We start from the raw sequence: 21,524 nt of genomic DNA, 5'->3' as shown, positions 1-21,524 counted from the left end.
TCACATTGGTCTTTGCGGGGCCGACCTCGATAGCATCGGGAGGTGACTTCACAGGCATCTGCACAGGCGGCAGGCAACACCTGGCCGCGGCTCATCAACGCGCTCATCAGCGGCGTGGACCTCACCGCCGGGAGCACTGAGTGGGCCATGAACTCCATCATGTCCGGTGAAGCGACGCCGGCCCAGGTGGCGGGATTCCTGGTGGCCCTGCGCTCCAAGGGCGAGACCGTGGATGAGCTCTCTGGCCTGGTGGAGGCGATGATCTCCAACGCCAACCCCATTGACATTGCCGGTGAGAAGTTGGACATTGTCGGAACGGGTGGCGATCAGCAGAACACTGTCAACATCTCCACGATGGCTGCCCTGATCGCCGCCGGAGCGGGGGCCAAGGTGGTCAAGCACGGCAACCGAGCGTCGTCGTCCTCATCCGGATCCGCCGATGTCCTGGAGGCCCTCGGCGTCAGGCTGGATCTTCCCATTCCCCGTGTGGCGCTCAATGCCGAAGAGGCGGGAATCACGTTTTGCTTCGCCCAGGTGTTCCACCCCTCGATGCGGCATGCCGCCGTCGCCCGCCGCGAACTCGGCGTTCCGACTGCGTTCAACTTCCTGGGCCCCATGATCAACCCGGCCCATGTCCAGGCCTCGGCCGTGGGCGTCGCCAACGAGCAGATGGCGCCCCTGGTGGCCGGAGTGCTGGCCAAGCGCGGCAGCCGCGGCCTGGTTTTCCGCGGGAATGACGGCCTGGATGAGCTCACCACCACCGGCCCGTCGCGCGTGTGGGAGATCCGCAATGGTGAGGTCACGGAAGAGATGTTTGATCCGCGCGACCTCGGCATCCGGACGGCCACGCTGGAGGAGCTGCGCGGCGGTGACGCCGTGGCCAATGCCGCCGTCGTTCGCGCTGTCCTTGGCGGTGCACCGGGTCCGGCCCGTGATGCGGCGCTGCTCAATGCCGCGGCCGGGCTGGTCGCGTTCGACCTCGACGCCGTCGGTCCGCTGGCGGAGCGCATGGCCGCCGCGTTCAAGCGCGCCGAGCAGTCCATTGAATCCGGCGCCGCGGCCGCGGCGCTGGACAGGTGGGTCGCTTTGTCGCAGACCGCCGCGTAAGCGCCGCCAGACTAGCGCGCACCAAGCGGGTGCAGAAGCCGCGGAGCAAATTGGTTGATCCCGGCGGGACAGCGAGGCCCCGGCTTCATTCGGCGTCGGGCACGCCGTCCCCTGACCCTCCCGCTGACTTGAGCTTCCGGCGTCTGCGTCGGCGCCAGACGATCACCAGGCCAAGCACGACGATGGGGACCAGCACCCAGCCGCCGATGTCGAGAGCGTCACCGATGGCATGGGCCAGCGCCCCGGCCAGATAGGCGAGAACGCTGAGGCTCGCGACCCAGGCAATGGACCCTGTGATGGTCCACAGCAGGAACTTGGGCCACGGCATCTTGGCAGCCCCCGCGGCAATGGCGCCCCAGAGCCGGACGACAATGACCCAGCGGCCGAAGAACAGGGCTTTGCCGCCGTGCCGATCGAAGAACGACTCCATTTGGACGATGCGACTCTCGTCGGCGTGGAAGCGCTGTGCAAGTCGCAGCATCAAGGGACGGCCTCCCACCCGCCCAAGTACGTAGCCAATAGTGCTCCCGAGCATGGCGCCCAGGCTGCCGACCGCGATAACGGCAGCAAGGTTCAGATCTCCGTGGCGCGCCGAGGCGTAGGCCCCAAGCAGTACGGCCACGGCGGGAAGCGGTACGCCGGCGCACTGGGCCAGCACAATCACGAAGACGCCGAAGTAGTACCCCCATTCGTCCGCAATCCCTGCTTCCGCGGCGACGAAGCCTGCCCAGCCGAGCGCCACGAAGCGGAGGGCAGCCAATCCGGTCATCGCTCACACCTCACTCCGCTGCTCCGCCGTGGTTCATAACGACGGTCCCAGCGCTGCCCGCGTTAGTTCTGCGGTCGTGACCCCCCGACGACGCCGGGATGGCCCTTGTATACGCTTGCGGCGGGGGCCGAGTCAAGAGCACGCAACAGTCACGGCCCGGGCCGGTGGCGGCACCGCGTTTCAGGTCTGGCGGCGGCTCAGCCCCGGGACTCCGGTCGGATCATCGGCAACCACCAGCCTGCAGACGATGGAGAAAAATCAGGTCTGTACGCGAGGGTGGCAATGCCTGGTCCGGCTTGGGCTCGTTGTCTTGTCCATCACGCATTCCCCCTACGTTGACTGCATCGACACTAAGCTTCTATGCAATTTTTTTCGGTAGGCGTGGGCCAGAGGTCGCGTGATCGCCCTTGGACGGCAGCATGGTTCACGAGCGGCAAGGCGGCCTGATCCAAGACCACGCACGCCTGGTGCTACTTGTCGCTACTGCTCGAAACCGAGGGCAAAGGCCGCGTCGAGGTCGTGTTGTGAGTATGCGCGGAAGGCGATCTGGGTGGTGGTGTGGGCCACGCCCCGAACCTTCGAGAGCTTGTCCGCGATAACTTCCGCCAAGTCCTCGTGCTTGGCCACGCGGGCGATGGCGATCAGGTCCCACTCGCCCGTGACGGAATAGACCTCGCTGATGCCGGCGATAGCGGAGATTTCCTCGGCGGTCTCCGGGATGCGTGAAGCGTCTGTCTTGATCAGGACGAATGCGGTGACCACGTGTGAGCCTTTCCGGATCGGTTGCGCCGTTTGCGGGCCTGTCGGCGGCCCCTGTCCGGGCGCTGCCATCTTCTGCCAGCCTAGTGCATTAGGCCTGGCGGCGGCGTGAACGCAACCGCCGCACGCCCGCGGCCAAAAGGCGGTAACCCAGGAGGAAAACGCCCAGGCTCATCAGCGCCACGATGATGAACGGCAGCACCACCGTCTGCCCGGTGACGGCTCGCAGAATCATGCCGACGGCGACGGTTCCGAGCCAGACGGCGACGCCGGCGGGCCACACCCGCAGGGGGTCGTGCCACAGCCGGAGGGCGAGCCATGCCAGTGCCGCGCCCGCCAGGAACGGCCACGCCGTCGCAAAGACGCCGGTGATGATGTCCCCGCGCTGGTGCGCGTCGCGCCCAATCGCCGCGAAGAGCAGGATCAGGAGCGCATCCGCGGAAGCGGCCAGCGCGGCGGTCTGCCCGGGCCGGAGGCCGGTACTTGGAGCGTCCTGGGCGGAGGAACGGGGGAGTCTGGGGGTTGGAGAAGGCATACGTCCAAGCCTAGTCCCGTCCGGGTGACGTCCGGCCGGCGGAAGTCGTTGTGCCCGAAATCACCGTGGGGCTAGGCTCGGTCCCATGCCTCTGATCGCCGCCGGAGCCAGCCGGTGGCACGGGCGAATGCAAGGGGAGCGCTGTGAGCGAAAAGATCACCACCTGCCTGTGGTTCGACAGCCAGGCCGAGGAAGCCGCCGAGTACTACGTCTCCATCTTCGACGGCGGCAAAATCCTCGACGTCGCGCGGTATGGCGAGGGCGGTCCCGGGCCGGCCGGCCAGGCGATCACTGTTCGCTTCGAGCTTGACGGGCGCACCTTCACTGCATTGAACGGAGGGCCGGCCTTCACGTTCAATGAGGCGGTGTCCTTTGTCATCGACTGCGCCTCGCAGGAGGAAGTGGACCGGTACTGGTCGGTCCTGACCGAGGGCGGCCAAGCAAGCCAGTGCGGTTGGCTCAAGGACCGCTACGGGGTGTCGTGGCAGGTTGTGCCGTCAGTGCTGGAACAACTGATCGGTGGCCCCGACCCCGACGGCGCCCAGCGCGCCATGCAAGCAATGCTCGGCATGCGCAAGCTGGACATCGCCGCCCTTCAGACTGCCTACGACGGCGCCTGACGCCTCGGCGCCTCACCGCCGGTTGGCCTCCGGCGCCGGAAACCAGGGCGCCGGACTGCGCTGCGGGCCCGGGCTGAGGCCGGCCCTGGCCCGCAGTCGGCGTGGCCCCCGGGCTGGGGGATGGTCCGCACATATGATCGTGGCATGAGTAGCGACGCCGTTCCGGAGGCTGTTGTCCCGGTGCAGCTGGATCCTCAGCTGGACGGCCAGCTGAGCATTAACGACATCCTGCTCGAGCTCGGCCAAGCTCCCGTGGTGCATCCTTCCCCAGACGCGGGCAGTGAGCTGCACTTCTTCTAGTCCCGCCATTCCGAGGTCCGCCTCGTCTTGGCCCGCCTCGCGCTACCGCTCTACAGTTCATTGACCAGCCCGTTGACAGGCTCGTTGACAACGAGGTCCCCGTGCGTAGGCTGGTGCCGAAACGGGTCCTAGCGTTTCACTTGCGCAAAGCCGCCTGCCACGCCGGATGGCCCGGCATCGCCGCTGAACACATCGTTGCCTCTTCACCGGTTTCGCGAAAGGCGAAGGTCATGGGATTTTGGGACTTCATTTGGCTCATGTTTTCGTTCGTCATGTTTGCGGCGTATTTGATCCTGCTTTTTCTCGTCATCCGGGACATCTTCGCGGACAGCCTGCGGGCAGGGTGGGTAAAAGCCCTGTGGATTCTGGGTGTTCTGTTGTTTCCGCTCCTCGGTTGCCTGGCCTACATAATGTTCTACGGACAGCAAATGGCCATCAGGCAATCCGCCCGTCAGGACGTCGCGAGGGAAGACATGGCTGAATACATCCGGCGGACCGCCAACATCAACCCGGCGGAACAGATCGCGGCGGGCAAGAAACTCCTTGATGAAGGCACAATCACCGGCGATGAATTCCAGATGCTGAAGGCCAGGGCGCTCCGGTAAAAGGCACCTGGCCGGAGCTGCAACTGGGACGGTATATGGGCTCCACCTCGGCAAATTCAGGCCTTATGGTCCTAACGGCGGATATCCCGGCGGACTACCTTGGCGCGTAAGGAATGCCAGCAGGGCTTCCTCAGAACGAAAGGATGGCTCCCGTGGAGCAATTCTGGAGCGTCATTTGGCTGTTCTTTTGGGGATTCGCGTTCGTCGCCTACCTTTTCGCGCTGTTTGCCGTTATCACCGACATCTTCCGGGACCACGAGCTCAGTGGCTGGCTCAAGGCTGTGTGGATCATATTCCTCGTCTTCGTGCCGTTCCTGACGGTTCTTGTGTACCTGATCGCGCGGGGCCGCAGCATGGCCGAGCGCCAGGCGAAGAGTTCAGAGCAGGCCAAGGCCGCCACTAATGAGTACATCCGCTCCGTGGCCGCGGCATCCCCCACCCAGGAAATTGCGAAGGCCAAGGAACTCCTCGACGCCGGCACGCTGACTCAGAGCGAGTTCGACGCTGTCAAGGCCAAGGCGCTGAGCCAGGCCTGATTGGCGGGACGTGCCTGCGAGTGCGTCATAAAGTCCATTGGCGGGGCTCGCTGAGTCGGGTCAAGAAACGCCGGACAGCACCCCGTCGACCCGCGAAAGCAGGCCCGGCCACTCGTTGCCCATGCCTTCAAAGGCTTGCTGGCCCAATGGGGTGTCGAGATTGAAGCCCCCATGCTCGAGGTGTAGGACGGTGCCATCTTCAACCGTCTCAAGACGCCACTTAACGGTGGTGTCCAGCTGGCCCTCGGAGAACAGGAAGCTGATCAACTCGCCGGGCTCCACTGCGAGGACTTCACACTGCTGCTGGCCCCACGGACCCATATCCATTGTGAAGCGGTGGCCCACGGTGGGTGCAATGTCGCCCGGCGCCCACCAGCGGCAAAGCAATTCGGGTGAAGTGAAAGCTGCCCACACTGCTGAGCTCGGGTGCGGTATGTGGCGCTCAAGCCGGATCGTGTTTTCGGTCATGGTTTCTCCTCGTCCAGAAGGCCTACAAGCGCGTCGAGGCGCTGGGTCCAGTAATGCTCGAAGTGCTTCACCCAGCCACCGATCTGGGCGAGACCGGCCGGCTGGAGGTGGTACAGCCGGTGCCCGCGACCGGCGCTTGGCCCCGACTGTCCCATCAGACTTTCGGGGAGCTCCGCTCATCGCTTATTCCCTCCTGGCCGGGTGCTAGTTCAGCGGGCCCCTCAATTAGCGGGCACACTTAGTGTCATGGCTGATTCTGAAGCGGTGACAACTCAGCGCTCGACCGTCGAGGATTGGACGCGGGCTTTGGCAGAGTCCATTGGTTCGCCAGGTGGCGGGGCCGGGGCTGGAGTAATGCTTGCCATCGCTGCGTCCCTGACATCGATGGTGGCCGGATATACAGAAGCGGAGGAGCACCAGCTTGGTGAACTCAGCAATGTTCACGGGCGGGCGCGTTCTCTGCGAGAAGTCGCCCTTCAACTGGCCGATGACGATGCGACAGCATCTAAGGCTTTCGGGGCCGCGTTTCGGCTGGAGCCGGGACCGGAGCGCGAGGAGGCAATCCACCGGGCATCCGTAGTCGCTGCCAAGGCATCCGCCGTGCTCGGCGAGCGGGCCATCGATGCCATCGGGGATCTGGGATGGCTCGCATCCAACGGTAACCCGGCCCTCATTGCTGATGTCGTCGTCGCGTTCGGTGCCTTAAGGGCAGCGGTGACAGGGGCGCGCACCAATGTCAGTTTCGATCTCGCCGCGCTTGCCACCGCGGGAACCACCCTCGAGGACATCAGGGAGCAGCATCCGTCACTTTGGGCGACGGTCGAGCATTTCAACGCCGCCCTTGAACGGATCGACGAACTGACCTCCGGGATCGATCACCGCGCCGCCCCAACCGACGTCGTCTGATGCGGCGCAACGGCCGGTCCATCCTGCAGGGTCAAAAGCTCGACTGTCCGGGCATCTGGGATGAGGCTGGTCAGAACTCGCGGGTCTGACTCGGTGTGACTACCCCATTGACAGGTATGTCATGGCTCTCTGCCGGGACCGAGTCAAGCAACTCGTCGTCGTAGACAACAGCGAACACCGGAGGGTGCTCCCTTAGCGACTCGAGAGCCCGGTCAAAGTACCCGCGCCCCCACCCCATCCTCATTCCCGACAAGTCGACCGCGGCAGCGGGAATAAGCAGCAGTTCAACACTCTGGAACACACTGGGGCCGACAACTTCGCCAACCATTTCAGAGATGCCGAACAGGCCAATCTGTTCGGGCCCTCCTCGTGCCTGCACCCAGTCCAAGAGCCCGTCCCGTCTGCTCACTGGAACCAGAACCTCAACGCCGTTGGCGGCGGCCCAGCTCAAGAACGGCCGCGTGTTCGGTTCATCTGACCCAGACAGGTAGCAGCCGACCAAGGCGGGTGCACGGCGACGGACCAGAGCGATTAAATTCTCCGTCAAGCCGGCCGTGGCCGCTTCCCGTTCACTCACCGATCGAGCCCGGCGGCCGAGACGAACCTCGGCGCGCAAGACACTCTTCGCATCCCTCAATAAAGCGTCCGACACCATGCCGCGACACTAGCCCTAGTTCCCGCTGCCCGCACCTTCTTCAGAGTGTCACCACAAAATCGCCGCTGGCCAGGGGTTCCGTGGCGACTGGCACCCCCGCTGTTAGTCAGGCCCGGCCGGGACCCCACGAGCTGGAGGACGTTTGTGAGGAAGCCCTTGCCGAGCGGGCTAAAGGGAACGAACCCGATGCCAAGTTCGGCCAGCGCTGGCAGCACTTCCGGCTCCGGATCCCGTGTCCACAGGGAGTACTCGCTCTGCACGGCCGTCACCGGGAAGACGGCGTGTGCCGCCCGGATGGTGGCGGCTGAGGCCTCGGACAGCCCTGACAGGGCATCCCTCGCGGGGTTCAGTTCGGCCGCCGCTAGCTTGCCAAGCCGTGTTCATAGGCGAAGATGACGGCGTGTACACGGTCGCGCAGCCCGAGTTTCATAAGGACGCGGCCCACATGGGTTTTGACCGTTGATTCCGCCACGGTCAGTCGTTCCCCGATCTCGGTGTTTGTCAGTCCCCGCGCGATGGCCACGAGAATTTCCAGTTCCCTCGGTGTCAGGGCCGCCACCGCTTCGTCGCCCGCGGCGGGGGGCCCGGAGGGAAGCCGCTGGCTGAAGAGCTCCAGCATCCGGCGGCTGACCCTGGAGGAAATGGCGGCGTCTCCTCCGGCGACGGCCCTGATGGAGGCAAGCAATTCAGAGGGCCCGACGTCCTTGAGCAGAAAACCGCTGGCACCGGCCCGGAGCGCCGCGAAGGCATACTCGTCGAGGTCAAATGTCGTCAAGACAATGACCCGTGACTGCGGGCACTCCTCGACAATGCGCCGGGTCGCGGTGATGCCGTCCGTGTCGGGCATGCGCACATCCATCAGGACCACGTCCGGCGCCAGTGTTCGACACATGTCGATGCCGATCCTGCCGTCAGCGGCTTCCCCAGCAACTTCCACCCCGTCCTGGGCATCAAGCACCATGCGGAAACCCATCCGGACAAGTGTCTGGTCATCTACGAGCAGTACCCGGATCGGACGCCCGGGCGGGGCAGCTACCGTTGCCATGGAGATCCGTCCTGCGGCGGGAACCGGGCGGTCACAGACCATCCACCGTTGGTCAGGGGACCCGCGCGCAGCGTGCCGCTGTACAGTGCGACGCGCTCACGCATTCCCGCGACGCCACGCCCGGCATGGTCGGCAGGGGCAGCCTCCGGTTGCCCGTCGTCGGTCACCGAGACCACGATCGTCTGCGGGCTGAACTCCGTACGAACCGTGACAGCTGTTGCTGCTCTTGCGTACTTAAACGCATTAGTGAGCCCTTCCTGGACGACACGGTAGATAGCTAGTTGGATTCCGGGATCGGCCGGAGGAACACCAGCCGACTGCAGGGCCACCGGAAGGCCCGCAGAACGGAAGAGCTCCACCAAATCGGCAATGTCCCCCACCGCCGGCGAAGGTACTGCCGCACCGGCCAACTCACCGGTATGGCCTTCGTTCAGAACTCCGAGCATCCGGCGCATATCCGTCACCGCCACGCGCCCCGTCTCGGCGACTTGACGCATGGCTTGGACGGCGCGGGCAGGATCAGTGGAGGCGATCTCGGCCGAACCATGGGCCAGGGAAATCATCACAGCCAATCCATGCGCGACGATGTCGTGCATCTCCCGGGCGATCGCGTTGCGCTCCGCGGCGGCCGCGATGCTGGCCAGATGCTCCCGTTCACGCATCAGCCGGTCTGCACGGTCCACGAGGGCGCTCACGTAGCGGCGGCGCGTGCGTACGTTCAGGCCGATCAGTGTCGCGATCACCAGGACGGCAATCGCCTGGACGGCTTGGCCAAGGTCCACCATCGACAGCGGCTGCAGGGCCGCGGCCACAAGGAGGATCGCACTGGTCCCCAGAAGGGAAAGGACGGCGTGCCGCGCGGACCGGTAAACGCCGACGGCGTACAGCGACATGGCCGTCGCTACCGTTGCGAAGCTCGCCGGGACCGAGAACGTGATGAGCATGATGCCGGCTGTGGCAGCCAAAGACGACATCGGAGCTCGCCGGCGGAAGATCAGTGCAGTGCCGGAAACCACCACGGCGAGACACTGGAGAACGAGCCCCGGCCCTTCGGTCTCGCCACCGCGGAAGGCGATGGCTGCCGCCAGGGCCGGTGCTGTGTAGGCGGCAGCGACCAGGAGGTCCGTGACGCGCGGGCGAGAGCGCCATCCGCCTGGCCCGCGCGGTTCGCTCGACGAAATCGGTGTCTTCACAGCCGGTACCGGCAACGCTGCCGGGCCTGTCGCGACCCCGTCCCGGTCATGCTCCGAACTCTACTTGTCGTGAAGGGCATAAGGGTCCTTCGGCCGTCCGTCGGGAGATCAGTGGAGCGCAAGGACCAGGTAGAGGGCCGCTAGGGCCAACGTGGTGGGGGTCATGATGAGGCGTTCGGGTTTGCTGCGGGAGATCCCGTTCATGAAGACTCCGAGCACGAAGTATGCCGTCATCACCCACATGGTGACGGCAGTAAAGGATTCGTTGACCAACAGCGGGACCAAACCAGCCTTGGCCAGCGCTGCATAAGCGAAGAGGGCATACACGGCTATGGATAGGGCGCTCCCGATTCTCAGTTTGGCAGGGAGGACGCGGTGTTGTCCGCCCCACGCCGCTCTTCCCAGCGGAGCTCCGGCGATAAGGGCGCCCTGGAAGATGGTCAGGCCGGCCAGAAGTGCGCAGGCGAGTGTTGCGAAAAGCTGATCTAACGGCATCTAAATCCATCCTTTTGTCCAGTCCCAAGCAGCAACGTGTGTCTAGGCCCTGTTGTGGCGGCTGTGGAGAGCATATTCGTGAATTCGGCAGAATCATGGCAACCGCCATCCGTGCCCCTCCCTTCGGCGCCGGATGGCGCTTCGAATGGCCACCGGGAGAGATCCGGCCAATATAGCGAGCAGGAGGCCGAGCGCGATCAGTCCGGGAACCCGGATGGAGGCTCCTCCGGCCGGAAGGTCCAGATGCGCCGTGGGGTAGTCGATCATCTTGGCTGCCGATACAGCCGTTGCACGGTCTGTGTGCTGCGCCAGATACTCGATGGCGCCGTCGAACCCGAGCCCTCCGTCGGCACCAGCAAAGGCATCGACGGGCGTGCTGCGGGACGCGGACCAGTCACGCAATTGCGGATCAATGTCCTGGGCCCGGGCCGCGCCGGGGGCGATGAGCCGGTCCATCGGGGGAGCCTGATGTTCCGGGACGGTCAGGAGAATGAGCCCATGCTTGGTGGTGACGGTGTCAGTGGCGCCGACCGCCACGGCCCGGGCAGCGAAGGACATGTTGTAGACCTCGAAGGCGCTGGCGACGTCGATCTCACCCACCCCGTTGAAGAGCCCGACGCCGATCGTCGGCCGGAGCCACGGGACGAGGGCGTTGAGTCCGATGGGAATGTCTGAGGCGGCGAAGGACTGGACGGGTATCTGCGCCGTCGCCGCCACCTGCCAACCCGGGTATTTCATCAGCCGGCCGACTCGTTCGGCTTCGACAGCACCCGTCATGTCCTCCATGACTTTCAGGGCGCCGGGGATGCCGGAGGTTACGCCGGCCGTGGTGGTGATCCTGCCGTCCTGAACGAATCGCAGACCTCCCATCCATTGGACCTCGGGATGACTCTGCTTGAAGGCACCCAGACGGGACCAGTGGCTTGTCGCCTTATGCCCGTTCAAGAGGCCGGTCCCGGCAAGGACGCTCGATCCGTTACAGACGCCCAGGACGCGGGCCCCGCGACCTGATTGCTCCACGATCCACTCGCGCATTGCGGTTTCCTCTGGCCCCTCCGGGGCGCCGACGGCCGGCACAACGACGACGGCCGGCTGCCGCGCCCTGCCCGAACGGACGTCCTCGAACGTGTATGTGGGCACTATCGCCGGACCCCCGTCTATTGACGCAGGGGCGGACTGCGCGGCGATTGTGTACACCGAAAAATCCGGGGAGCTGGCAAATACTTCGTAGGGAGCCAGAACATCACTTCCAACGGTTCCTGACGAGCCCAGGACGACGGCGACAACTATCGGGCCCGAGGAGGAGGGCTGATTCGTGGGCAGTTCCTTCGTCTCTTGAGCGGCGGGGCGGACGTGACTTTCCGCATCAGCCACCGACGCGCCTGCGAAAGCCATCGCAGCCACAGCGAGGAGCGAGAATCCAACCGAGAGGGCGGCATGAATGATTCGTGTAGAGAGGGAAGCCATTTGTGAGTCTCGATTCCGTGTGGAGTTGCGGGGCCCATCGCCTTCCATGTGCCCAGCCTTGCTCTTTCACGCTACGGATCGTCCCATCCACGCACATCGGCCCCGAGGACTCTCCTGGACGGGCCCAACCGGTACCGGGGTACTACCTGGCCGCTCCATAGGGCACTTCGCGTACGTCGCAGGTTGTATGGTCCACTCCGCGGTGACCGACCAGAATCCTGGCGGCGACCGCATGGCGCGGCTTTGCTCCACGGTCCGTGCGCAGCGAGAAAACCGGGGTACTCTGAGGCGCATGGAGATGCGCCTCGAGGTCGTACAAGTACCCGTCAGTGATGTGGACAAAGCCAAGTCGTTCTACACAGACCGGCTTGGGTTCGCCCTGAACCACGACGTGGAATACATACCGGGCATCCGGGTCGTCCAACTTACGCCACCCGGCTCCGCCGCCTCCATCGTCATCGGCACGGGAATGACCAGCATGCCGCCGGGCAGCCTGGAAGGCCTGCAGTTGGTGGTCCCGGACATGGCATCCACGAGGGCTGAACTTCTACAACGCGGAGCGGAGATCAGCGAGGTCCAGGACATGGGGGGAATCGCCTTCGCCTATTTCAGCGACCCGGACGGCAACCGCTGGGTCATACAGGAAGCTACGCCGCCGGACGTTCGGGAAGCCTTTCAGCGCTAGACACGCCCGCTGCCCGGCGCAATCGAAACGAGGGCGAAGGGGGCGGTGGCGAGCCGATGCTTGCCAGGGATGATTAAGGCAGACTGGTGGCGTGAGTGGAATCCTATGGGTGCTGCACGTCGATCTCGACCAGTTCATCGCGGCGGTCGAAGTGCTCCGGCGGCCGGAGCTTGCGGGCAAGCCAGTCATTGTCGGCGGCCGCGGCGACCCCACGGAACGAGCCGTGGTGTCGACCGCTTCCTACGAAGCCAGGGCATTCGGCGTGGGTTCCGGAATGCCCTTGCGAATTGCGGCCCGGAAAGTGCCCGACGCTGTGATCCTGCCCGTCGATCAGGAGGCTTACCTCGCGGCGTCTGAAACGGTGATGGCTACCTTGCGCGCGCAGCCCGGCGCCACCGTGCAGGTGCTGGGTTGGGATGAGGCCTTTGTAGGCACTGAGACAGAGAACCCGGAAGCCTACGCCCGGCAGGTGCAGGCCGCTGTCCTGGAGCGAACGCAGCTGCATTGCAGCGTGGGCATCGGCGACACTTTGATTCGGGCCAAGGTCGCCACGGGTTTCGGCAAACCGGCCGGCGTCTTCCGTCTCACTGCCGGGAACTGGCTCGACGTCATGGGCAGTCGGCCCACCAAGGACCTGTGGGGCGTCGGAACCAAAGTGTCGGGCCGGCTGGCCAAACTCGGCATCAACACAGTCGCCGAGCTCGCCGCGTCCGACCCTCAGGACCTGGTCCCGGAGTTCGGCCCCAAGATGGGGCCGTGGTATGCGGAGCTCGGACGCGGGGACGGGGCCAGCGTTGTGGACGACACTCCGTGGGTTGCCCGCGGGCATAGCCGGGAGACCACCTTCCAGCGGGACCTGACCGGGCCCGCCCAGGTGGACGACGCACTAAGGGAGCTGACAGCGCGTGTCCTTGAGGATGTTGTGGCCGAAGGACGGCCCGTGGTTGGGCTGACCCTCAAGGTTCGGTACGCGCCGTTCTTCACCAAGACCCACGCGAGGAAGATTCCCGAGACATTCGACCGGAACGAAATCCTCGCGCAGACCTTGGACCTCGCAGCCGGAATCGAAGCGGGCCGTCCGATCCGACTACTAGGCCTGCGGGCCGAAATGGCAATGCCCGACGACGCCCGAAAGGGACATACGCCGACGCGCGGCGGTTGGTGACGGCGTCGCTCCCTTACTTGCCAGCGCGGATGAACCGCTTCGCGGAAGTATTCGTCTTAGATGTCCAGCGCGCCGGAACGCCGAAGGGAAACGCTCCCTCGACGTCTCGGGTCTGCGAATAACATCTGCTGGTTAGCGGCCGTTGTATTCGTCGTCGGTGATGTGCTCGCCCCAGGTCGTGGTTGTGGCGGGGTCCTCGCCGTTCTGAAGCATGGCGATGTGCTCCATGAAGCAGCCGGGGGCGGCAGCGTGCCAGTGCTCTTCGCCGGGCGGGGTGTAGAGCGTCTGGCCGGGGTGGACCTCGATGATCTTGCCGTCTCGGCCGCCGAAGCGGCCGACGCCTTGAGTGACGCGCAGGTACTGGCCGTGCTTGTGGGAGTGCCAGGCGGTCCGCGCTCCGGGAGCGAAACGAACGGTCGCGACGACCATCGTCTGGTCTTTCTCGTGAGGCAGCGCGATCGGATCCAGCCAGACGTCGCCGGCGAACTGGACTGGCGGGTTTTTGGTTGTCGGCACGGTGGGTTCGATGTTCATGATTTTCCTCTACTTGTTGTCTGTGAAGAGTTGCTTGGCGACGCCCATCGCGGACATGCCCTTGGGCCAGCCGGCGTAGAGCGTGACGTGGGTGATGGCTTCGATGAGCTCTTCCTGGGTCACACCGTTTTCGAGGGCGCGGCCGAGGTGGAAGCCCAGCTGCTCAGTATTCCCTCCGGCGGTCAGCACGGCGACGGTGATGAGGCTGCGATCGCGTGCGCTCAGTTCGGGCCGGTTCCAGACGTCCGCGAAGAGCACGTCGTCGGTGAGCTCGGCAAGTTTCGGAGGGAAGTCACCGAACATCTTGCGGCCGCCGCCGAGCTGCTTGGGTTGGTCAGTCATGATGTTCCTTCTTTGGGTTTGGACTTGGAAGTGGTGGTTGTTCAGAAGACTGTCAGTCGATGGTTGCGACGCCTGTGAGGCGTTGCTCTTCGACATCGAGCCTGGTTTGCAGTCGCCGGGCGACGATGTCATCGACCGTGCCAGCGAGGCGGAGTTGCAGGAGTACTTCACGCTTCTTCTCGAGTACGGCCTGGCGGAGCGCTATTTCTTCCTCGCGCGATTGCGTGGTGGTCGCCGGATCGGAACCGGCTTTCAGCGCCTGTATGACCGACAGGTGGGATCGATACTCGTCCGCGAGTCGGCTGCGCACAGTTGCGCTCGTCCCGAGCTCGTGGGCGAGTTCGTCCAGGGCGGAGACGGCGGCGGAAGCGATGGCCAGTTCGGCCAGGCGGAGTTCTTCCTCCTCGGGTTCATCGGGCAGCCTGGCCCAGCGGACTACGGCGGGCAGTAGAGGGCCTTGGAGGAGCATGGTCAGCACGATCACGCCGGCGGTGATGAAGATGATGTCGTCGCGTCCGGGGAGCGGGCTGCCGTTATTGAGTGCCGTTGGCACGGAGAGGGCGATGGCGAGGGAGACTGCTCCGCGGAAGCCGGCGATGGAGCTGACGATTCGTGCCCGGTAGCTCATCCTGCGTCCGCGTTGGGAGGGGCGCCGGTCCAGGACCCGGATGACGGCGACGCTCACGGTTTGGAAAACGAACCGGATGATGATGAGCGCCAGCCACACGGCGACTGTGGTGAGCAGTAGCCGGCCCACGTCGCGGGCGTTGATTTCGTGCACCGCGGCCTGTACCTGAAGGCCGATGAGAACGAACAAGGCGCCGTTCAAAAGGTAGGAACCGAGAGGCCATGCGGACTCAGTCTGGCGACGCGATGCTGCCGTGCTGATCCTGCTGGAGGTGAAGGAGATGATCAACCCGGCGACTACGACGGCGAGCACGCCCGAGGCTTCAACGGCTTCGGCGAGGAGGAAGGCGGCGAACGGCGTGATCAGCAGAGCAATGTTGATGATGAGCGGGTCGCGTACGCGGACCAGAAGCAGGTAAGCCGCGCCTGCGACCAGGATTCCGGCGACCGCCCCTCCAACATAGGAGAGGGCAAACAGGCCGGCGATATAGAGCGGCGTGTAGCTGCCGCCAAGTGCCGCACCCACGGCTATGGCGTACAGCACGAGGGCTGTACCGTCATTGGTCAGGCTCTCGGCCTTGAGCAGCATGAAGTTCCGGCGCGGCAGCATACGGCCCAGGGCCGCGACCGCCGTCGCGTCCGGAGGAGCCAGAGCCGCCCCGAGGATGAGTGCGGCACTCCACGGCAGACCAAGGAGGTTTGCCACACAAGCCACGGCGAGAGCGGTGGCAACCACCAGCAGTGTGCTGAGCAAGACGATGCCGCGCAGGTCCCGCCGGATCGACCGGAGCGACGTGGTCAGGCTCTCCCAAAACAGCATGACCGGCAGGAAGATCAGCAGCACCGTCTCCGGTGGCAGCTCGATCTGCCGCAGTTGTGGAACGAAGCCAAGGACCAGGCCTAAGACCAGCAGCAACAACGGTGCGGCGACACGGACGCGGGGAGCCAGGATTGCGCCCGCGAGCACAGTCACGCCCAGGAGCACGACGGTTTCCAGGCCCTCCATGACGTCTCCTTTCGATTGTTTTCTATTGCTCTCGTCAAATGGACGGGCTGCGTGGGACTTACCAGGTGGATGCGACGGTACGTGCTATTACCCAGTCGTCTCCATGGGGTTCGAACCAGGAGCGCAACGTCAGTCGCCAAGTGGCCCTGGATCCCCAGATCGTTGCGTCGGTGAGTGTGCGGGCGGTCAAACCGGGTGTGGTCCCTTCCGCGCTGATGGTGGCCTCGACTGTTCCCATCCGGTGGTATTGCATCTCACCGGATTCAATAGCAGCAAGCCATTCCGCTTTTGACTGCACGTACCCGGTCATATGCGTAAGGGTGAAGTCCTCGGCGAGGATGCTGGCCAGCGCTGCCACGTCCCCGGCGACCATCGCCTCGCAGAGGGCATCGTGGAGCGCCTCCACCGACTCGTCGGTCACAGTCGCTTCCGCCGTCGTGCCTGCGCTGTGAGCTCATGTGCTCCAAAGCTGTTGTCGTCTGGGTTGACGGTCACTCCGGGCGCGACGAGTTGGTCGATGCGGTCCAGCACGTCGGTGCTCAGTGTGATGTCCGCGGCGGGCAGGTAGGACTCCAGCTGCTCCATGGTGCGCGGGCCGACGATCGCGGCCGTGACGCCCGGGTGGTGTATCGCGAAAGCGATGGCCAGCTCGATGAGGGTCAGTCCGTTTTGTTCGGCCAGCTGGGCGAGTTCTTCGACGATGTCGAGTTTTCGCTGGTTGGCTGGGCTGCTCATGTCGATGCGGGCGTTCGGACGCGCGGAGGAGGTGGGTTCGGAAGCTGAGTCTTTACGCCAGCGCCCGGAGAGCCACCCGCCGCTGAGCGGGCTGTAGGTGAGGGTGCCCATGCCGTGGCGCTGCGCCGTCGGGAGGATGTCTTCCTCGATGCCGCGAACGAGAATCGAGTAGGGCGGCTGTTCGGTGACGAACCGTTCCAGGCTGCGTTCCCGGGATGCCCACTGGGCTTCGACGATCTGGGAGCCGGAGTACGAAGAAGAACCGATGTAACGGACCTTCCCCTGGCGGACGAGGTCGGTGAGCGCGCCGAGGGTCTCCTCCACATCGGTGTCAGGGCTGGGCCGGTGGACCTGGTAGAGATCGATGTAATCGGTATTGAGCCGGCGGAGGGAGTTTTCAACTTCGCGGATGATCCAGCGGCGGGATCCGCCGCGCTGGTTGGGGTCCTCGCTCATGGGCATGAAGAACTTCGTGGCAAGGAACACGTCATCGCGGCGCCCTTCCAGTGCCTGTCCGACGATTTCCTCGGAAGTGCCGCCGGAGTAGACGTCGGCGGTGTCGATGAAGTTGATGCCCGCGTCGAGGGCGCGGTGGATGACGCGGATGGAGTCCGCGGTGTCGTTGTTGCCCCAGGGGCCGAACATCATCGCACCGAGGCACAAGGGACTGACGTGCACACCGGTGCGGCCGAGGGGACGGTATTCCATGGTGGTTCCTTCTCTGTCTTAGGCTTCGGACGTCTTAGGCTTCGGACGTCTTAGGCTTCGGGGATGACCATGGCGAAGCGCTCCTCACGGGCTTCGTCCGGGTCCGGACCGTTGCGGTTGCCGGTGTTGAGCGAATCGATGGCGATGAGTTCCTCGGCACTAAGTTCGAAGTCGAACACCTCGAAGTTTTCGGCGATGCGTGCAGGGTTGGTCGATTTCGGGATGGCTGAGCGGCCCTGCTGCAGGTGCCACCGGAGCATGATCTGTGCCGGACTCTTGTCGTAGGCCCGTGCGATGGCGGCGATTGTCGGGTCTTCCATGACGTTCCGGCGCTCCTGGCCCCATCCTGGGTAGAAGGTGATCCCGCCGATCGGCGACCATGCCTGGGTGATGATCCCGTGCCGGGCATCAGCTGCCTGTACGTCCGGCTGGGTGAAGTAGGGGTGCAGTTCGATCTGGTTCACGGCCGGGACGACGTCGGTCGCGTCGAGCAGTTGCAACAGGTGGTGCGGCATGAAGTTGCTGACGCCGATCGCCCGGACCCGCCCATCAGCAAGCAGGGTCTCCAGCGCCTTGTACGCGGCAATGGTTTTCTCGAACCGGTCGGGGGCGGGCTGGTGCAGGATGTACAGGTCCAGGTAGTCGACACCGAGCTTGCCCGTCGCTTTGTCCCAGGCGTGCAGGGTCTGGTCGTAGCCGTAGTCGCTGACCCAGACCTTGGTCTCGATGAACACCTCCGGACGATTAAGGCCGGAGCTGCGGATGCCCTGCCCGACTTCCCGCTCGTTGCCGTACGCGGCGGCCGTGTCGATGTGCCGGTAGCCGGTGGCCAGTGCGGCCTCGACCGCGGCCGTGGTCTGCTCCGGGGCGCTTTGGAAGACGCCCAGGCCCAGGGCTGGCATTGTGACGCCGTTGTTGAGGGTCAGTTCCATGTTCATGCCTTTCACGATATTGAGACGTACGGAATTGTGGGAGTGCACGTCAGTACCCCCATGAAGTGCGGGATTTGTGGGTCAGCGGGCGGGCTCGGCCAGGGCCACGGGCCGAGCCGCGGTCACCGTCCTGCTGCGGCGCTCGGCCAAATCTGCGGGCAGGATGACGGCTGCCGTCACGATCAGGGCAAGGAGCAGGAGAATGCTGCCAGTCGTGAGGGCGACGCTGACCTGCGAGGCCAGGTGCGCTGCAGCGGAACCCGCCGCCGGGACGGTCGCTGCAGCCGCGACCGCGATGCCAAGCCCAAGGCAGGTACCGACCTGATGGAAGGTGTTCACCAGGCCCGATGCCGCGCCCGCGTCGGCCGCAGGAGCGCCGATGATGCCGAACGAGGTCAGCGGCGCAAACGCGAGACCCTGCCCAGCGCCAATGAGGACCATCGGCAGCGCCACCCCGGTCAGATAGCCGGAGTCCACACCCACTCGGCTGAGCCAGAACATCCCGGTAAGGGTGATCAGGATGCCGGCCACGAGTGGAGTTGAATCCGGCACTTTACCCATGAGCCGCGGAATGCTCATTGCAACAGCGAAGTTGACTGCGGTCATGGGCAGGAATCCGATGCCGGCCTGTAGGGGGTCGAAGCCAAGTACTTCCTGAAGGAACTGGGTGGTGAAAAAGAAAAATGCGATCATCGCGCCCAGGTACAGAAAGCGGGCGACATAGGCACCGGTTCGGCGGCGGCTCGCGAACAGCCGCAATGGCATGATCGGCTGGGCGGCCCTGCGTTCAATCAGGACGAACACGATCAGGAGTACGACGCCGGCGCTGACGGCCGTCATCGTAACCGTGGAAGTCCATCCCGCATCGACGGTGTTGATGATGCCGAATACGAGAGCGCCGACACCCAGCGTGGCGCTGACCGCCCCGAATACGTCAAAGCGGCCGCGGGCCCGGCCTGATTCCGGGAGGAACCGTGGTGCGAGTGCGATCATCGCGGCGCCAATGGGTACGTTGACGAAGAACCCGGCCCGCCAGGAGATCCAGTGGGCCAGCGCCCCACCAATGACCAGACCGAGGCTGGCGCCGATCCCCGCGGTGGCGCCGTACAAGGCGACGGCCCGGGTGCGCTCACGACCTTCCGGGAAGCTGGCCGTGAGCAGGGAGAGTGAGGCGGGCGCGACGATCGCAGCCCCAATACCCTGAACGGCGCGGCCGGCGATCGCCCACCAGCCAGTCGGTGCCAGTCCGATCAGCAAAGATGCGATTGAGAACACCACCAGCCCCAACACGACGACCCGCCGGCGTCCGAGCAGGTCTCCTGCCCGGGCACCGAGGAGGAGCAGGCCGCCGAAGACCAGCGTGTAGGCATCCTGGACCCAGGTGAGCTCACCGGTGCTCAGCTGCAGATCTGCCTGCAGGCTCGGCAGGGCGGTGAAGATAACCGAGTTGTCCAGCAGGATCATGAAGTAGCTGACGAGGATGATCGCCAGAATCGCAGCCGGGTGGGAGGCTGTTGTAGGTTCAGGTTTCATGCTTTCAATGCAACCGTGATTCCTTACGGGCCGGGAGTCACGGTCTTTCCGGGTAACGCCAGTGCCTCCCTCGTCCCATCGACCGCGGGTAGCGTGGATGCCATGACACACAGTGACGATGTGCGGAAATTCCTGACCTCCCGCCGCGCAAGGATCACGCCGGATGAGGCCGGGTTGCCCGTCTACGGCGGCAACCGGCGCGTTACCGGGCTGCGCCGCGAGGAAGTAGCGATGCTCGCCGGCATGAGCATCGATTACTACATACGCCTCGAGCGAGGAAACCTCTCCGGAGCATCTGACAGCGTCCTCGAAGCGCTCGGGCGTGCCCTGAAGCTCGACGACGCCGAAACGGCCCACCTCTTTGACCTCGCCCGCGCCGCCACCGCCTCCCCTCGGGTGAGGCGCAAGCGCAGCCCCCAGACGGTGCGGCCGAGCGTGCAACGCGTCATCGATGCGATCACGGCCGCGCCGGCCTGGGTCCGCAACGACCGCGGGGATGTCCTCGCCGCCAACGAGCTGGGCCGTGCGCTTTATCTGGACTTGATGGCCGAACAGACCACCCCGCCGAACAGCGCACGCTTCACCTTCCTGAACCCGAAGGCGCGGGAGTTCTTCGCCGATTGGGAACGCGCGGCGGATGACATCGTCGCTGTCCTGCGGTCCACGGCCGGGAAAAACCCGTACGACAAGGACCTCACGGACTTGATCGGTGAACTCTCAACCCGAAGCGAGGAGTTCCGCACCCGGTGGGCCCGGCACGATGTGAAGTACCACCGCGCCGGCCGGAAGCGGCTCCACCACCCGATTGTTGGAGACCTTGACCTGAGTTTCGAAGCGCTTGAACTGCCTGCAGACCCGGGACTGCGCATCAACGTCTACACAGCAGATCCCGGGACACCCTCCGAGGACGCGCTGAAAGTCCTCGCCAGTTGGGCCGCCACCCAGCGGACCACGGCAGTGGCCGCCGTCAAGGAGAATAAATGAACCACCGTCCCTCCACTGTCCTGATCGTCGGGGCTACGGGCAGCATCGGCCGCTACGCCGTGGCCGAGGCGCTGCAGCAGGGTTACGCGGTCCGGGCACTCGTGCGTGACCGGGCCCGCGCTGCCCGCATTCTTCCCGAAGGGGTGGACTTGGTGATCGGTGACCTGACCCGTCCGGATACCCTCGGCCAGGCTGTCGATGCAGTCGGCGCGATCGTGTTCACGCACGGATCCACGACCAGCGAACGGGACGTGCGGGACAACGACTACACAGGCGTAGCCAACGTTCTCAAAGCCTTGGACGGCCGCCGGACCCGTCTTGTCCTCATGACCGCTATCGGCACCACCCGGCCCGGCGTCGCTTACGCCCAGTGGAAGCTGCGCAGCGAGCGGCTCGTCCGCGCCAGTGGCAACCCCTACACGATCGTGCGGCCCGGCTGGTTCGACTACAACGAACCCGGCCAGCGGACGATCGTCATGCTCCAGGGCGATCGCAGACAGTCTGGATCGCCAGCCGACGGCGTTATAGCCCGGGACCAGATCGCCCGCGTACTCATCGACAGCCTTCACATTGACGCCGCCAACCACAAAACTCTCGAACTCATCGCAGACCACGGACCCGAACAAGACGACCTCACCAGCGTCTTTACCTCCTTGACGCCAGACTCAGTCGAATCTATCGATGCTGCCGAAGACATTGTCGACCTCCCCACGGAGAGTGAGCCGGAAATGTTCCGTCGCGACCTCACCAAAATCACAGCAGGAAGCCTCAAAGCCGGAGAGTAAATCCAAACTCCTAGTCGACTGAGGAAGG

General features: G+C 64.8%; 26 protein-coding genes and 1 pseudogene. 10 read left to right on the top strand and 17 right to left on the bottom strand.

From position 1 onward, the window contains the following. The first annotated feature begins 42 nt into the window (after window positions 1-42). The gene (trpD, locus tag M2428_RS18715; protein ID WP_277527459.1) at window positions 43-1,107 is read left to right on the top strand and encodes an anthranilate phosphoribosyltransferase; all 1,065 of its coding nucleotides are present in this window, start codon (window positions 43-45) and stop codon (window positions 1,105-1,107) included. 85 nt (window positions 1,108-1,192) lie between these two features. Here trpD and M2428_RS18710 read toward each other — a convergent pair whose 3' ends face one another. The 3 genes from M2428_RS18710 to M2428_RS18700 all read right to left on the bottom strand — a co-directional run bounded on the left by M2428_RS18710 (window position 1,193) and on the right by M2428_RS18700 (window position 3,170). Further along, window positions 1,193-1,876, bottom strand: a complete 684-nt coding sequence (locus M2428_RS18710; RefSeq protein WP_277527458.1) for a DedA family protein — start codon at window positions 1,874-1,876, stop codon at window positions 1,193-1,195. Between the two features lie 480 nt (window positions 1,877-2,356). Then, complete coding sequence (locus M2428_RS18705) at window positions 2,357-2,638, bottom strand: Lrp/AsnC ligand binding domain-containing protein (protein WP_090580900.1); 282 nt, start codon at window positions 2,636-2,638, stop codon at window positions 2,357-2,359. Between the two features lie 88 nt (window positions 2,639-2,726). Next, window positions 2,727-3,170: a DUF3054 domain-containing protein gene (locus M2428_RS18700; protein ID WP_277527457.1), complete on the bottom strand. Its 444-nt coding sequence runs from the start codon at window positions 3,168-3,170 to the stop codon at window positions 2,727-2,729. 143 nt (window positions 3,171-3,313) lie between these two features. Between M2428_RS18700 and M2428_RS18695 the strand changes: the two genes are divergently transcribed. From M2428_RS18695 to M2428_RS18680, 4 genes are all read left to right on the top strand, one after another. After that, complete coding sequence (locus tag M2428_RS18695; RefSeq protein WP_277527456.1) at window positions 3,314-3,790, top strand: VOC family protein; 477 nt, start codon at window positions 3,314-3,316, stop codon at window positions 3,788-3,790. A gap of 144 nt (window positions 3,791-3,934) precedes the next feature. Beyond that, window positions 3,935-4,090: a hypothetical protein gene (locus M2428_RS18690; RefSeq protein ID WP_277527455.1), complete on the top strand. Its 156-nt coding sequence runs from the start codon at window positions 3,935-3,937 to the stop codon at window positions 4,088-4,090. A 140-nt stretch (window positions 4,091-4,230) separates the two neighbouring features. After that, entirely contained in the window at window positions 4,231-4,695 is a 465-nt protein-coding gene (locus tag M2428_RS18685) for a PLDc N-terminal domain-containing protein (protein ID WP_277527454.1), read from the top strand. 143 nt (window positions 4,696-4,838) lie between these two features. Next, on the top strand, window positions 4,839-5,231 hold the full coding sequence (locus M2428_RS18680) for an SHOCT domain-containing protein (protein ID WP_277527453.1): 393 nt from the start codon (window positions 4,839-4,841) through the stop codon (window positions 5,229-5,231). 60 nt (window positions 5,232-5,291) lie between these two features. Here the strand turns inward: M2428_RS18680 and M2428_RS18675 are convergent, their stop codons facing one another. Further along, entirely contained in the window at window positions 5,292-5,699 is a 408-nt protein-coding gene (locus tag M2428_RS18675) for an SRPBCC domain-containing protein (protein ID WP_277527452.1), read from the bottom strand. Between the two features lie 246 nt (window positions 5,700-5,945). Between M2428_RS18675 and M2428_RS18670 the strand changes: the two genes are divergently transcribed. Continuing rightward, window positions 5,946-6,605, top strand: a complete 660-nt coding sequence (locus tag M2428_RS18670; protein ID WP_277527451.1) for a cyclodeaminase/cyclohydrolase family protein — start codon at window positions 5,946-5,948, stop codon at window positions 6,603-6,605. A gap of 70 nt (window positions 6,606-6,675) precedes the next feature. Here M2428_RS18670 and M2428_RS18665 read toward each other — a convergent pair whose 3' ends face one another. The 6 genes and pseudogenes from M2428_RS18665 to M2428_RS18640 form a co-directional block, all read right to left on the bottom strand. Further along, complete coding sequence (locus M2428_RS18665) at window positions 6,676-7,260, bottom strand: 5-formyltetrahydrofolate cyclo-ligase (RefSeq protein WP_277527450.1); 585 nt, start codon at window positions 7,258-7,260, stop codon at window positions 6,676-6,678. A 143-nt stretch (window positions 7,261-7,403) separates the two neighbouring features. Then, window positions 7,404-7,583 (bottom strand): annotated as a pseudogene (locus tag M2428_RS18660) (aldo/keto reductase); the annotation flags it as partial. 38 nt (window positions 7,584-7,621) lie between these two features. After that, window positions 7,622-8,305 (bottom strand): response regulator transcription factor, encoded by a 684-nt coding sequence (locus M2428_RS18655; RefSeq protein WP_277527449.1) that lies wholly within the window; start codon window positions 8,303-8,305, stop codon window positions 7,622-7,624. Beyond that, window positions 8,293-9,498: a histidine kinase gene (locus M2428_RS18650; protein WP_277527448.1), complete on the bottom strand. Its 1,206-nt coding sequence runs from the start codon at window positions 9,496-9,498 to the stop codon at window positions 8,293-8,295. The genes M2428_RS18655 and M2428_RS18650 overlap by 13 nt, the downstream gene beginning before the upstream one ends. 108 nt (window positions 9,499-9,606) lie before the next feature. Beyond that, the gene (locus M2428_RS18645; protein WP_277527447.1) at window positions 9,607-9,993 is read right to left on the bottom strand and encodes a hypothetical protein; all 387 of its coding nucleotides are present in this window, start codon (window positions 9,991-9,993) and stop codon (window positions 9,607-9,609) included. 93 nt (window positions 9,994-10,086) lie between these two features. Then, the gene (locus M2428_RS18640; RefSeq protein WP_277527446.1) at window positions 10,087-11,460 is read right to left on the bottom strand and encodes a DJ-1/PfpI family protein; all 1,374 of its coding nucleotides are present in this window, start codon (window positions 11,458-11,460) and stop codon (window positions 10,087-10,089) included. A gap of 292 nt (window positions 11,461-11,752) precedes the next feature. Here M2428_RS18640 and M2428_RS18635 point away from each other — a divergent pair, with 292 nt between their 5' ends. Next, window positions 11,753-12,145 (top strand): VOC family protein, encoded by a 393-nt coding sequence (locus M2428_RS18635; protein WP_277527445.1) that lies wholly within the window; start codon window positions 11,753-11,755, stop codon window positions 12,143-12,145. A 109-nt stretch (window positions 12,146-12,254) separates the two neighbouring features. Continuing rightward, complete coding sequence (locus M2428_RS18630) at window positions 12,255-13,310, top strand: DNA polymerase IV (protein ID WP_277527468.1); 1,056 nt, start codon at window positions 12,255-12,257, stop codon at window positions 13,308-13,310. Window positions 13,311-13,442: 132 nt separating this feature from the next. Here the strand turns inward: M2428_RS18630 and M2428_RS18625 are convergent, their stop codons facing one another. The 7 genes from M2428_RS18625 to M2428_RS18595 form a co-directional block, all read right to left on the bottom strand. Then, window positions 13,443-13,844 (bottom strand): cupin domain-containing protein, encoded by a 402-nt coding sequence (locus tag M2428_RS18625; RefSeq protein ID WP_277527444.1) that lies wholly within the window; start codon window positions 13,842-13,844, stop codon window positions 13,443-13,445. A gap of 9 nt (window positions 13,845-13,853) precedes the next feature. After that, window positions 13,854-14,186: a carboxymuconolactone decarboxylase family protein gene (locus M2428_RS18620; protein ID WP_277527443.1), complete on the bottom strand. Its 333-nt coding sequence runs from the start codon at window positions 14,184-14,186 to the stop codon at window positions 13,854-13,856. A 52-nt stretch (window positions 14,187-14,238) separates the two neighbouring features. Beyond that, a complete protein-coding gene (locus M2428_RS18615) occupies window positions 14,239-15,819 on the bottom strand; it encodes a Na+/H+ antiporter (RefSeq protein WP_277527442.1) in 1,581 nt (526 codons plus the stop codon). 58 nt (window positions 15,820-15,877) lie between these two features. Next, the gene (locus M2428_RS18610; protein WP_277527441.1) at window positions 15,878-16,240 is read right to left on the bottom strand and encodes a nuclear transport factor 2 family protein; all 363 of its coding nucleotides are present in this window, start codon (window positions 16,238-16,240) and stop codon (window positions 15,878-15,880) included. Next, window positions 16,237-17,262 (bottom strand): aldo/keto reductase, encoded by a 1,026-nt coding sequence (locus M2428_RS18605; protein ID WP_277527440.1) that lies wholly within the window; start codon window positions 17,260-17,262, stop codon window positions 16,237-16,239. The genes M2428_RS18610 and M2428_RS18605 overlap by 4 nt, the downstream gene beginning before the upstream one ends. A 50-nt stretch (window positions 17,263-17,312) precedes the next feature. After that, window positions 17,313-18,194 carry an aldo/keto reductase gene (locus M2428_RS18600; protein ID WP_277527467.1) on the bottom strand — a complete coding sequence of 294 codons (882 nt, stop codon included), beginning with the start codon at window positions 18,192-18,194 and terminating at the stop codon, window positions 17,313-17,315. Window positions 18,195-18,275: 81 nt separating this feature from the next. After that, window positions 18,276-19,727 carry an MFS transporter gene (locus M2428_RS18595; RefSeq protein WP_277527439.1) on the bottom strand — a complete coding sequence of 484 codons (1,452 nt, stop codon included), beginning with the start codon at window positions 19,725-19,727 and terminating at the stop codon, window positions 18,276-18,278. Window positions 19,728-19,829: 102 nt separating this feature from the next. Between M2428_RS18595 and M2428_RS18590 the strand changes: the two genes are divergently transcribed. Further along, entirely contained in the window at window positions 19,830-20,711 is an 882-nt protein-coding gene (locus M2428_RS18590) for a helix-turn-helix transcriptional regulator (protein WP_277527438.1), read from the top strand. Continuing rightward, window positions 20,708-21,496 carry an SDR family oxidoreductase gene (locus tag M2428_RS18585; protein ID WP_277527437.1) on the top strand — a complete coding sequence of 263 codons (789 nt, stop codon included), beginning with the start codon at window positions 20,708-20,710 and terminating at the stop codon, window positions 21,494-21,496. Before M2428_RS18590 ends, M2428_RS18585 begins: the two co-directional genes overlap by 4 nt. Window positions 21,497-21,524: the final 28 nt, after the last annotated feature.

Origin of the sequence: Arthrobacter sp. ES3-54, from assembly GCF_029504395.1 — a bacterium.
Lineage (GTDB): Bacteria > Actinomycetota > Actinomycetes > Actinomycetales > Micrococcaceae > Arthrobacter.
This window is presented reverse-complemented; position numbering and strand designations above follow the sequence as displayed.

Bases quoted from the DNA above. Each gene is read 5' to 3' on its own strand.
- M2428_RS18710 (WP_277527458.1), bottom strand. From the start codon at position 1,876: ATGACCGGATTGGCTGCCCTCCGCTTCGTGGCGCTCGGCTGGGCAGGC.
- M2428_RS18700 (WP_277527457.1), bottom strand. From the start codon at position 3,170: ATGCCTTCTCCAACCCCCAGACTCCCCCGTTCCTCCGCCCAGGACGCT.
- M2428_RS18690 (WP_277527455.1), top strand. From the start codon at position 3,935: ATGAGTAGCGACGCCGTTCCGGAGGCTGTTGTCCCGGTGCAGCTGGAT.
- M2428_RS18680 (WP_277527453.1), top strand. From the start codon at position 4,839: ATGGCTCCCGTGGAGCAATTCTGGAGCGTCATTTGGCTGTTCTTTTGG.
- M2428_RS18675 (WP_277527452.1), bottom strand. From the start codon at position 5,699: ATGACCGAAAACACGATCCGGCTTGAGCGCCACATACCGCACCCGAGC.
- M2428_RS18670 (WP_277527451.1), top strand. From the start codon at position 5,946: ATGGCTGATTCTGAAGCGGTGACAACTCAGCGCTCGACCGTCGAGGAT.
- M2428_RS18665 (WP_277527450.1), bottom strand. From the start codon at position 7,260: ATGGTGTCGGACGCTTTATTGAGGGATGCGAAGAGTGTCTTGCGCGCC.
- M2428_RS18655 (WP_277527449.1), bottom strand. From the start codon at position 8,305: ATGGCAACGGTAGCTGCCCCGCCCGGGCGTCCGATCCGGGTACTGCTC.
- M2428_RS18645 (WP_277527447.1), bottom strand. From the start codon at position 9,993: ATGCCGTTAGATCAGCTTTTCGCAACACTCGCCTGCGCACTTCTGGCC.
- M2428_RS18640 (WP_277527446.1), bottom strand. From the start codon at position 11,460: ATGGCTTCCCTCTCTACACGAATCATTCATGCCGCCCTCTCGGTTGGA.
- M2428_RS18635 (WP_277527445.1), top strand. From the start codon at position 11,753: ATGGAGATGCGCCTCGAGGTCGTACAAGTACCCGTCAGTGATGTGGAC.
- M2428_RS18625 (WP_277527444.1), bottom strand. From the start codon at position 13,844: ATGAACATCGAACCCACCGTGCCGACAACCAAAAACCCGCCAGTCCAG.
- M2428_RS18620 (WP_277527443.1), bottom strand. From the start codon at position 14,186: ATGACTGACCAACCCAAGCAGCTCGGCGGCGGCCGCAAGATGTTCGGT.
- M2428_RS18615 (WP_277527442.1), bottom strand. From the start codon at position 15,819: ATGGAGGGCCTGGAAACCGTCGTGCTCCTGGGCGTGACTGTGCTCGCG.
- M2428_RS18605 (WP_277527440.1), bottom strand. From the start codon at position 17,262: ATGGAATACCGTCCCCTCGGCCGCACCGGTGTGCACGTCAGTCCCTTG.
- M2428_RS18600 (WP_277527467.1), bottom strand. From the start codon at position 18,194: ATGGAACTGACCCTCAACAACGGCGTCACAATGCCAGCCCTGGGCCTG.
- M2428_RS18595 (WP_277527439.1), bottom strand. From the start codon at position 19,727: ATGAAACCTGAACCTACAACAGCCTCCCACCCGGCTGCGATTCTGGCG.
- M2428_RS18590 (WP_277527438.1), top strand. From the start codon at position 19,830: ATGACACACAGTGACGATGTGCGGAAATTCCTGACCTCCCGCCGCGCA.
- M2428_RS18585 (WP_277527437.1), top strand. From the start codon at position 20,708: ATGAACCACCGTCCCTCCACTGTCCTGATCGTCGGGGCTACGGGCAGC.